This is a genomic window from Kitasatospora sp. NPDC101108, from assembly GCF_055584725.1.
The window spans coordinates 1-11,640 of the sequence record NZ_JBVJLM010000020.1 but is presented as its reverse complement, the minus strand read 5'-3'; the positions used below and the strand labels follow the sequence as shown (position 1 = coordinate 11,640).

General features: G+C 67.4%; 3 protein-coding genes and 2 pseudogenes. 4 read left to right on the top strand and 1 reads right to left on the bottom strand.

The annotated features are described in order from the left end of the window. Positions 1-497: 497 nt before the first annotated feature. Positions 498-7,544, top strand: a complete 7,047-nt coding sequence (locus tag ACZ6Z8_RS31165) for a polymorphic toxin-type HINT domain-containing protein (RefSeq protein ID WP_465613388.1) — start codon at positions 498-500, stop codon at positions 7,542-7,544. 15 nt (positions 7,545-7,559) lie between these two features. Beyond that, entirely contained in the window at positions 7,560-8,957 is a 1,398-nt protein-coding gene (locus ACZ6Z8_RS31160) for a hypothetical protein (RefSeq protein ID WP_465613387.1), read from the top strand. 133 nt (positions 8,958-9,090) lie between these two features. Here ACZ6Z8_RS31160 and ACZ6Z8_RS31155 read toward each other — a convergent pair. Continuing rightward, positions 9,091-10,223 (bottom strand): annotated as a pseudogene (locus tag ACZ6Z8_RS31155) (IS30 family transposase). On the opposite strand from ACZ6Z8_RS31155, the pseudogene ACZ6Z8_RS31150 reads away from it, so the two are divergent. Both ACZ6Z8_RS31150 and ACZ6Z8_RS31145 read left to right on the top strand, forming a co-directional pair. Beyond that, a pseudogene (locus ACZ6Z8_RS31150) lies at positions 10,213-10,314 on the top strand (IS5/IS1182 family transposase); the annotation flags it as partial. The pseudogenes ACZ6Z8_RS31155 and ACZ6Z8_RS31150 overlap by 11 nt on opposite strands. Before the next feature lie 695 nt (positions 10,315-11,009). Then, the gene (locus tag ACZ6Z8_RS31145; RefSeq protein WP_465613386.1) at positions 11,010-11,318 is read left to right on the top strand and encodes a hypothetical protein; all 309 of its coding nucleotides are present in this window, start codon (positions 11,010-11,012) and stop codon (positions 11,316-11,318) included. Positions 11,319-11,640: the final 322 nt, after the last annotated feature.

Genomic DNA, 11,640 nt, shown 5'->3' with positions numbered 1-11,640 from the left:
GGCCAGTTCAAATTCGATGACGAAGTCCAGGATTGGTGCGAATTAGCCGCTTCGTGCACCTCCGTGAGAGTTCTCACCACGGGTAGTCTCTTGACTGTCCGTCATCAAGTGCCGCTAGCATTCGCCGGTTCGGATACGGACGCGCCTCCCGTAAGCCGGGGGGACCAATGCTTGGGGGATGTAAGAGAGTGTCAGTTATACAACGATCAGACTCCGAGAGGGCAAAGGGCAGGAGGGGGAGACTTCGCGGACGGCTCGCGGCCGTCACAACGGCCGCCGTCATCAGTTCGCTGCTCGCGCCCCTGCCGATCGCCGCGGCTGCCGATGGGCCGGACTACTCGCGTGAGTGGTCGCCGCCCAACACCGCCCTGCCGAAGACACCTTCGGTCGCCGGGCGGGACGCCGCGCCGGTTCCCGTCCCGAAGCCGGAGCACCCGGTGCCGCCGACGTGGGCCCCACCGAAGGACTCGAAAGCGGTCCCGGCCGGTCACACGGAGGTGACGCTCGGCTCCGCACCCGAGGCGCACCCTCTCGGCGAGGGTGAGAAGCCGAAGGCCGGTTCCGAGGCCAAGGCCGCGGGTCTCCCAGTCACGATCGCGCCGCTGGCTGGCTCCTCGGCTGCGGGTCAGACGATCCAGGTCGATGTGGCCGACAGCAAGGCCTCGGCGGCTGCCGGGATCCCCGGCGTGGCGGTGACCCTCACACGACCCGGATCAGGTGATGACGCACCAGTCCGCCTGGGCGTCGACGCCACGAGTCTGGATGCCGCGTTCGGCGCGAACTGGGCGGCGCGGGCCCACCTAGTGGTTCTGCCGGATTGCGCGACGACTACGCCGCAGGTCGCCGACTGCCGGAGGCAGACGCCGCTAGAGTCGCACTACGACGCGTCGACGAAGAAGCTCGTCGCCGACGTCCCGCTGACCGGGACGGGCGAGGCCAAGGCCTCGACCACCCCGGCCACCAGGACCGCCACCGGCGCCGCCCCGGGGGCGATCCGTGCGGTGTACGCGGGCTCCACCACCACCTCGACCACGGTCGGCGTGGTGTCGGGGGCGTCGAGCGGGGCTGGCACCTACGCGGCGACCCCGCTCGGCCCCTCCCAGGCATGGACCGCCGGCGGCTCGTCCGGGGCGTTTACGTACGGATATCCGGTACAGATGCCGGCGGCGCTCGCCGGACCGGCGCCGAACGTGGCGCTGTCCTACGACTCATCCTCGGTGGACGGCCGGACCTCGTCGACGAACTCCCAGGCCTCCTGGATCGGCGACGGCTGGGACTTCAGTGCCGGCTTCGTGGAGCGTTCATCCAAGCCCTGCGCCCTGGGTGGGATCACTGGCTCCGGTGACCAGTGCTGGGGCGGCGCGAACCTGACCCTGTCCCTCTCCGGGCACTCCGGGCAGCTGGTACCCGACGACGCCTCCTGCCAGTCCGGCGCGCCGGCGGCGATGGAGCAGTCGGCCTGCACCTGGCGGCTGAAGGGCGACGACGGCAGCAAGGTGCAGTTCCTGACTGGTGCGACCAACGGCACCTGGAACGGCTCCTACATCAAGCTCACCGACACCGCGGGGACCGTCTACTACTTCGGGCTGAACCACCTGCCGGACGCGAACGGCAACCCGACCACGCTGGGCGCGGACAGCGGCTCGGCGTGGACTGTCCCGGTCTACTCGCCCAACAGCGGTGACCCCTGCTACGACCCGGCCAAGGGCAAGGGATCGTGGTGCCTGAGCGCCTGGCGCTGGAACCTCGACTTCGTCGTGGACCCACACGGCAACCTGACCACCTACACCTACACCCCCGAGACCAACTACTACTCCCGCGGCGGCGCCCAGAACAACGGTAACGGCACCAGCACCGCGTACACCCGCGCCGGCGTACCCGCCACCATCGGGTACGGCCAACTGCTCTCGGACCAGCTGAATAACAACGGCGCCTACAACCCCGCCGCGAAGATCGTCTTCAACACCTCCGAACGATGCGTCACCTCCACCGCAGCCTGCGACCCGTCCCAGCGCACCGCGGCCAACGCGGCGAACTGGCCCGACGTCCCGCTGGACCAGCAGTGCGACGCCACCAGCCCGTGCACCAACTACGGGCCGACGTTCTGGACCACCAAGTGGCTGGCCTCAATCGCCACTCAGGTGAAGGTCAACGGCACCTACCAGACCGTGGACTCCTACGCGCTCAACCACACGTTCATCAACGTACAGAACGCTACCGAGAACACCCAGGTTCCCTGGCTCGCCTCCATCCAGCGCACCGGCCAGGACCCCCAAGCCTCCGGCGGCTCCATCACACTGCCCCCGGTGTCCTTCACCGCCCAGTTGCTGCCCAACCGCGTGGACGGCACCAACCTGGTCCCCGCCCCACCGGCCTACAACCGGCCGCGTATCCAGCTGATCACCACGGAGACCGGCAGCACTATCGGCGTCAACTACGCTGCCGCTGACTGCTCGCGGGCGAACAACGTCATGCCTGCCTCCGCCGACCGTGACACCCGCTCCTGCTACAACGTCAAATGGAACCCTCCGGGCTCCATCGTCGGCTCGGCACCAGTGGACGACTGGTTCCTGAAGTACCCGGTCACAAGCGTCACCATGAACCCGGCAACCCCCGGCTCGGTGCCGATGGTGACCAACTACACCTACGGCAAGGCCGCCTGGCACCGCAACGATTCCGCATCGGTCCAGGACAAGGGCCGCACCTGGGACGAGTTCCGCGGCTATGCGAGCGTCACCGCTGTCTCCGGAAGCGGCAATGACGGGCCGCGGTCGCAGAGGTCGACGACGTACTACCAGGGCATGGACGGCGACGTACTGGCCAACGGCACCAGCCGTAGCGTCCAGGTCACCGGCCCGATGGGTGGTCAGGCCACCGACTCCGACTGGCTCTCCGGGCAGGTCCTGGAGTCGGACACCTACGCCCAGGCGGGCGGGAACGTTGTCGGATACTCGGTCACCAGCATGAGCGGCCCGGTCACCACCGCCACGCACAACCAGAGCGGCGGCATGCCAGCTCTCATCGCCCGGTACACGTCTACCAGCGCGACCGCCACGTCACGGTCGCTGAAGGCCGACGGCACCTGGCGGACGACCGCCAGGACCACCACCACCGACCCGGCCCACGGCAACCGGACCGCCACCTCGATCGACACCGCGGACGGCCTGCCGGACATCTGCGCCCGCACCACCTACGCGGCCGGTTCGGACCCGCAGGTCTCGGCCCTGCAGTCCGAGGTCATCTCGGTCTCCGGTGCCAACGCCTGCACCGCCACACCGACGGCCGCCAACACGGTCTCGTGGACACGAGCCCTCTACGACGGCAACGCTCTCGGACAGCTCGGAACGGTGCACGATGCGACCAGCGCCCTGACTCTCGACCACTTCGACTCCGCAGGAACTCCACAGTTCAGCGCGACCAACGCGACGTACGACAGCTACGGACGCACCGCGAGCACGACCGACCCCAACGCCAAGGACAGCGCGCACCCGAACGGCGCGACCGTCACCACGGCCTACACGTCCGCGGGCCCGGGTGAACTGCCCAGCGGCGTCACCACCACCAGCCCGGCACCCGCCGGTGCGAGCGACGCGGCCGCCGGCCGGGTCACCGCCACCACGTACGACACGGCGCGCTCGCTGCCGCTGACGGCAACCGACGTCAACGGCCGGACCACGACCGAGGCGTACGACGCACTCGGCCGTGCGACCGCCGTATGGCTGCCGGGCCGGGACACCAAGGCCAGCGCCAGCAAGACCTTCGCCTACACGCTTCCGGGCGTGGCCAACGGCAGCGCTGCACCGCCGACCGTGGTCTCCTCCGACCTCCTGATGGAGGGTGTCTACGCCGTCAAGATCGACATCATGGACGGCGCAGGGCGGATCGTCCAGTCTCAGGCGACCCCGGCGCTGTCCGCCTACACCGGGCGCCTGATCACCGACACCGTGTACGACTCGCAGGGTCGTGTCACCAGGGCCAACAGCCCCTGGTACAACAACGACGCGGCGCCCAGCACCACGGCGTTCCAGACCACCACGCAGAAGGTCCCGGCGCAGACCTACACCGTCTACGACGGCCTCGGCCGCCCCGTGACCAGGCAGTTCGTCGCCTATGGCGTCACCCAGACCACGACGACGACCACCTATCCCGGCGTCGACCGGACCGATGTCACCCCGCCCGCGGGCGCCACACCGACCTCGACCGTCGCTGACGCACGCGGCCACAAGACCGAGCTCTGGCAGTACCGGACTGCCACCGCGACCGGCAACCAGGCCGACGCGGACGTCACCTCGTACACCTACACGGCCGACGGCCACCTCGCCACGCAGAAGGACGCCGCCGGCAACACCTGGAGCCACGGCTACGACCAGCGTGGGCGCGAGGTCACCGGGACCGACCCGGATGCCGGAACCAGCGCCAAGACCTACGATCCCGACGGTCGCCTGGCCACTGTCACGGACGCGCGCGGCCAGACTGTCTCCTACAGCTACGACCTGCTCGGCCGTGTGACGGGTACCTACTCCGGATCGGTCAGCCCGGACCACCAGTTGACCGGCTTCACCTACGACACGGTCGCCAAGGGCAAGCCCGCCACCTCGACCCGTTACGTCAACGGATCCTCCGGCATCGCCTACACCAGCTCCGTACTGGCGTACGACACCGTCTACCACCCGACCAAGACCACCATCACGATCCCCGGCACCGAGATCGGCCAGGGCACAACCCCCTTCACCTACACGTACCAAGCGAAGTACGACCCCATCACGGGCGCCGTGATCACCGACAGCCGATCGGCCGTCGGCGACCTTCCCAACGAGGTTGTCGACTACACCTACGACCGCAATGGACCGCTGCGTTCCTACGGCGCCCGCGGAGGCGCCACCTATGACCTGTCCTCGGACTGGGACGCCTACGGCCGCAACATCCGCTCCACCATGAACCCGTGGGGCACCCAGATCGTCGTCACCAACACCTACGACGAGCCCACCGGCCGACAGGTGTCGCAGTTCGTCGACAAGCAGACTGCAGCCACCGGCGCGGTCCAGCAACTCACCTACACCTACAACCCGGCCGGACAGCTCACCGGGGTACGCAACATCCCGGACAACACCCCGTCGTCGACCGACCTCCAGTGCTTCGGCTACGACTACCTCGGTCGGCTGACCAACGCCTGGACCGACACCGGTGCGCTCACCCAGGCTGCCCAGCCCACGGTCGGTGGGATCGGCGCGTGCGCCAACTCCACGCCCACCAGCGGCGTACAGGCCCCGATGAGGACCACGGTCGGCGGCCCCGCCGCCTACTGGCAGAGCTACGGCTACGACCTCACCGGCAATCGCACCCAGCTCGTCCAGCACGACCCGTCCGGTGACACCAGCAAGGACAGCACGACCACCCAGGCCTTCCCGGCCCCCGGGACGGTCAACACCCCGACCACCGCCGCCAACACGGGCGGCGGAACCGGCGGCCCGCACACCCTGGCAGGCTCCACCACCACGGCGCCCACCGGCACCACCGGCAGCAGCGCCCAATACGACGCGGCGGGCAACACCACCGCCGTCACGGACACCTCCGGCACCGCCACCCTGGCCTGGAACAGCGAGAACAAGCTCACCTCCTACACCAAGACGGGCACACCCGGCTCGACCACCTACCTCTACGACGCAGGCGGCAACCAGCTCATCCGCCGCGACCCCGGCAAGACCACCATCACCCTCGGTGGTGACGAACTGGTCTACAACACCAACACCAACACCGTCACCGGCACCCGCTACTACCAGATCCCCGGCGCCACCACCCTGGTCCGCCAGGGCGGCAACTCCACCTACCAGATCGCCGACCACCACGGCACCGGCACCCTCGCCATCGACGGCACCACCCTCACCGAGACCCGGCGCCCATCCGACCCGTTTGGCAACCCCCGCGGCACCCAGCCCACCACCTGGGCCGGCGACCACGGCTACGTCGGCGGCACCAAGGACGACACCACCGGCCTCACCAACCTCGGCGCGCGCCAATACCAACCCACCACCGGCCGTTTCCTCAGCCCCGACCCGATCATCGACCTCGCGTCCCCACAGCAGTGGAACGCCTACGCCTACAGCAACAACAACCCCGTCAACCTCAGTGACCCGAGCGGACTCCGCCCCGAAGGCAAGTGCAGCGGAGACTGCGCCCACGTCGACGGAAGCATCGACCTCTGGGCCGGCGGCCCCGGCAACTGGCAGTACGCCAACATCTCCGCAGCGGTGGACGGAAACGACTTCGTCACCACCACCCAGTACATCAACTTCAGCCACCCGTCCCGCTCCGCCATAGCCAAGGACCGGACCCCAATCCCGAAACCGCCCGCCTGCCACTACGCCATGGGAACTGGGAACTGTCCACAACCTTCTTTGCAGTCGACGAACTGGAACTACCCGTCGACTTACATGAAGCTTGACTACGGCGCCATCAAGCTGGCTGGCTGGCAGAAGGTGCTCGTGGGCGCGGTCGCGATCATCAGCCTCGCAGTCGTCGCCGCTCCTGTTGCCGCCGCCGTGGCCCCGACATGCCTCGCCGCCATCATCGAGTGCAGCGCAATCGCCGCTGACCTCATATCCGGCGATGCCGCAGCAGGCAGCACAGCCCTCGCAGGCGCAGGAGTAGCGACAACCGCAACCGCGGCGCGAATGCTGGCATGCGGCGGTCGAAACAGCTTCCCGTACGACACGCCAGTCCTCCTCGCCGACGGGACTGTCAAGCCCATCAGCGAAGTGCGACCCGGGGACAAGGTCGTCGCCACCGACCCAGAATCCGGCACCACCAGTGCTGAACCGGTAACCAACACCATCACAGGATCAGACGACCGCGACTTCACTGATCTGACAGTCGCTGATCCGACCAATCCAAATAAGACATCAACCATCACTTCCACCCAGGGCCACCCCTACTGGGACGAAACCACACTGCGCTGGACTGATGCAGGAGACGTCAAAACCGGCGAACAGCTGCTGACCTCAGACGGTAAGACCGTCTCGGTCCTCCAGGTCAGCACCTACCGCACCAACCCGCGATCGGCCTACAACCTCACCGTCGCCAACCTCCACACGTACTATGTGGTCGCAGGCGGCACATCTGTCCTCGTCCATAACGCTGGCTGTGGTCCTTCGACGATCGTGCTCGGAGTCGATGGCGATAGCTTGGCCCATCTAATTGCGGAACATAAGTTCGGCAGTGATCCCGGCGCGGTGTCGTTCCACGATTACTCCGACGGCTTTGGTGGGTCCGGGCCGGCCGGTGACTACGCTGACTTCTTCAATCATTTCAGGGCTGCCCTGAAGCCGGATAGTGGTACGAACCTCGTATTCGACCTCAGTGATGTCGAAGGAGGATCCGCAGGTGCGAGAGAATGGGCCGATAGTATGCGTGCAAGCGACCTTGCAGGCAACCCGTCGGATCAGTTCACGGGATGGGAGCTGGGGCAGATCAAGGCGGCACCGAAGTCAGTCCGAGACCGCATCACGTGGGTTGGTGGAGCAAACCCGTTCGCTGACCTGCCATAGTCCTATGGAGCGCTAATGAAGAACCATGAGATGATCCGTGGAATCGTCAAAAATCCGGCAGCTCCTGCGGATGTGCTGCTGCGGTTCCTTTCTGATGAGGCATCGGGTGTCTGGGAAACCCTAGCCTGGCGGTTGTTGCCCGATCAGGTCGTCGATGGGATCGTGGCTTCTCCACACGTGAAGTTGCGTGCGGCGTTCGCAGAGAACAAGTACGCTTCCGGTGATTGCCGAGCACGGCTTGTGAATGATCCTGATCCGACAGTGAGAGCCGCAGTGGCGATTGGACCGCGGTGGTTCAGGAACCCGGTGGATTCATTGCCGGAGTGGGCTCAGCATGCCTTGCTTCGCGACCGGGATGCGCAAGTACGCTCACGAGCGGAGGAGAGCCTCCCGCCTTCCCGTGCACTAGCCGCGTTGGCGTTGGACGCCGACCCCCAGCGGCGCCGTGCTGCATGTCGGGCCTGGGAGTATCTCGATCCCAAGCGCCGAAGACTGCTGTTGGTGGACCCTGCATCCTCTGTGCGGGGCGACGCTGCGAAGGAGGCGAGCATTCACGATGCCGACGCCACTGATCTGTACCTTCTGTTCACAGATGACGTGCCTGTCCAGCGTGCTCAGGTGCTCATGAGGGCCGAGTTGAACCCAGCGACGGCGCGACGCTTGGCCGTGACTGGTGACAAGCATGAACGCGCCGCCATTGCCGGCAATCCAACGGTTGCGCTGGACACGGCACGTCTCCTTGCTGACGACCCGGAGCACACAGTTCGCCTACAGTTTGCTTCGCGCCCGGATCTGACAGAGGAACAGCGTGCAGAGATCGACTATCGCGTGTCGGAATCCGATCGACTCAGAGCGGTGCCTTGGGTTCTTGATTCGACTGATGTCGAGGTGCTACGGCGGTGCGCAGCGTCCGCGAACGCGCTGCTCCGTCGCAGTGCCGCCTGTAACAGGCGTTTGCCTCAGGACGTTATTGATCTCCTTGGCCGCGATGACGACTTCCCGGTACGCATCCTGCTCTGCGAGAACCAGCCCACCGTCGATGGCGAGGTTGTTCTCGAAACTTTTTGCCGTTGGACCGGTCCGCTGAGCAGCATGCTTCTGGATCATCCAAACTTTCCGCGCGTCGGGCTCGCGCGGCGATTCGGCGATGCCCCTGAGTCGTCACAACGGTATCTCGCTACCCATGACCCCGAGGCCCCGGCCGAATTGTTGCTGCGCCTCAGTCACGATTCCGATGTCCGATTTCGACGCTCTGTTGCCTCGCATCCGAATTTGCCTTACGGGCGGATGGCGGAACTGCTCGGGGACGAGGATTCGCAGACGTCGATTCGGGCGGCGGCCAATCCGGCGCTGCCGCCGCCCCTCATGCATCAGCTGCTCGACGCCGCAGGGATTCCCCGCCTGACCTGCTGAGGTTGAAAGGGTGAGGGTCGGCTCTGGCGGCTGACGTACCCTTACTACAGCAACAGATCAATGTGTGGCAGAGATCAGAGCCCCGCCGAACTTGGCGGTTTCTAGGGGTCGCTGCAACACGTGGTCGGTTTGATCAGGCCGCGAGCAGTTTATGCAAGCGCTCGGCTGGGGTTTCCCAGCCGAGCGTTTTGCGTGGGCGGCCGTTGAGTTCGGCGGCGACTGCCAGGAGGTGCTCCGGGCCGTGGGCGGACAGGTCGGTGCCCTTGGGGAAGTACTGCCGCAGCAAGCCGTTCGTGTTCTCGTTCGATCCGCGCTGCCAGGGGCTGGCCGGATCGCAGAAGTAGACCGGGACGTCGGTGGCCACCGTGAACGAGCCGTGGGCCGCGATCTCGGCGCCCTGGTCCCAGGTCAGCGAGCGGACCAGGTGGGTGGGCAGGGTCTGCACGGTTGCCACGAGGGCGTCTCGCACGTGTTCGGCGGTGCGGCCGTTCGGCAGGTGCAGGAGCATCACGTAGCGGGTGGCGCGCTCGACCAGGGTGCCGATGGCGGAGGCGCCGTCCTGGCCGATGATCAGGTCGCCCTCCCAGTGCCCGGGAACGGCCCGGTCCTCGACCTCCGCCGGCGCTCGCTGATCATGACCATCGGAGTGGCGAACCTGGGCTGGCGAGATGCGGCCTGGCGGTGCGGCTTGCGCCGGGCGCGTCCGGTGCGCAGGGCCGCTGCGAGCTCGCGGCGCAGTTCTCCCCGTCCTTGGACGTAGAGGGCCTGGTAGACGGTCTCGGGAACCACGTGCATCTCCGGCCGCTCGGGAAAGGTGTCCCGTAGAGCCTGGCAGATCTGCTCCGGGCTCCACTTTCGCTCCAGGCGGTCCTGGATGAACTCCCGCAGCTGCGGGTTCTGCCCGATCTTGCCGGGCTTGGGCCGGGGCCGGCGGGCATCGGCGCGGGCCTGGGTGGCGTGGGGCCGGTAACGGCCGCTGTCGGGATGGCAGTTGCGCCGGTTCTCCCGGCTGACCGTGGACGGGCTGCGGCCGAGCTCGGCGGCGATCGCGCGGATGGTGGCCTTCTCCCGCAGCCGGTCGGCGATGTGGATGCGCTCGTCCTCGCGCAGGTACCGGGAGGGCCCGGACGCGCACGCGGGCGCCCGCTCGGGTCGAGCGGGCGCCCGGAACCTGTTCGGGTCCGTCCGGCCGTTGCGCCACTCGCGTCCAGTCCGCTCGTGGACGCCCACCAGCCGGGACGCCTCTCTGTTGCTGCGCCTCCGCACCCGCTACGAGCGACGCGCCGATCTCCATCAGGGACTACTCGACCTCGCCTGCAGCATCATCTGCCTCCGACGCCTTCGAAAGTCATTCTGAAACGATCAATTAGGAGGTCGTGTCCATGCTGCTGCGTCCCGGCGCCTTTTTCGGGGTGTGACCTGCGTGAGGTCAGCTTGGTGTTTTGGTGTTTTGCGGGTTTTGCCTGGGTTGGGTTGGACCAATGTCGGGTGGGTCGCGTGTTGGGTTCCGCCGGTTTCGCTCGTGTGGGGCGGCGCCTGGTTTGGTTGCTGCGGGTGTTCGCCGTGGGCATGCCATGCAACTGGTGTGGCGTGTCGGGGTGGGGTTTTGACGGGTTGTTTGGGCGGGTTTCCGGAAGTGTTTTGGGCGTGTTTTTTGCCGGGTTTTGTTTTCTGCCGGGTTTTCGGGAGTTTCGGCTTGGGTATGCCGCGCCGCCGGGGTGGTGCGCGTCACGGGCAATGGGGTGTGACGCGCACCGGGTGGTGATCTTGTCAGGCCGGGTGTCGGCGGTCCTGTCCGGGGCGGCTGGTCGGTGTCCTGCTCGCGGGCCGTCCGCTGCGCCGGGTCCGTCCTGCTCGGGCGCCGTGCGGCTCGCCGCTGTCCTGGCCGCCTGTGGACGTCCGCCTCGCCGTGGTCCGGTCTGGGTCTGGGCGAGGCCTGGGAGATGGTCCCGGTCGAGGTGCCCGTGGGGGTCGAGGTGCACGGCTGGGCCTGCTGTATCCGGGGATTGGTGCGTACACGTGCCAATTTGCCGCTGCGCTCGTTGACAGCCCATGACTTCTCACCGGGCACTGACCGCCCTCGCCCTCGCTGTCACCGCCGCCGGCGGCGGTGTCCTGGCTGCCACTCCCGCTGCCGCCGGAGGTGTCGGGGACTTCCTCTCTCCCGCTTTCGGCACCGACTGCGCCAACCACGGCGCCGGTGCCCACGCCGTCGGAGCCACCACCGCGGGCCCGGGGTCGGTGAACGGCAACCTCCTCGGCCTGCCCGTCGGCAACCCTGTCAATCACTTCGGAGGCGCGGACCCCACTGCCGACCTCGTCGCCGCCGGTGCCGACCTCAACCTGCTCCAAGCAGTTTGACGCGGCGCCTACGGCGGGCTGTCCCGTCCGCCGCGTCTTGCGGTCGTTGTGGGGGTGGTCGGGGGATGGCTCGCGCGTGCCATCAAGCTGATGCCCGGGCGGCCGCCGGTCCTGGTCGGCGGTGCGGGTCGCTTGGGTCGCTGCTCCTGGTCGTGGTCGTCGGTCGGGAGCGGGCTGTTCCGCGTCGACCGCGCTCGGTCGCGGATGCCTCGGCGTTCGCCGCGGCCGCGGCCCGGGCTGGGGTTGGGGCGTGTTCCGCTGACTGCTGCGCGTGGTCTTGGCGTGCTGGGAGGCTGTGGTGGTGAAGAGTGTGCGTGGGGTG

Coding starts and splice junctions, on each gene's coding strand:
- ACZ6Z8_RS31160 (WP_465613387.1), top strand. CDS start 7,560: ATGAAGAACCATGAGATGATCCGTGGAATCGTCAAAAATCCGGCAGCT.
- ACZ6Z8_RS31145 (WP_465613386.1), top strand. CDS start 11,010: ATGACTTCTCACCGGGCACTGACCGCCCTCGCCCTCGCTGTCACCGCC.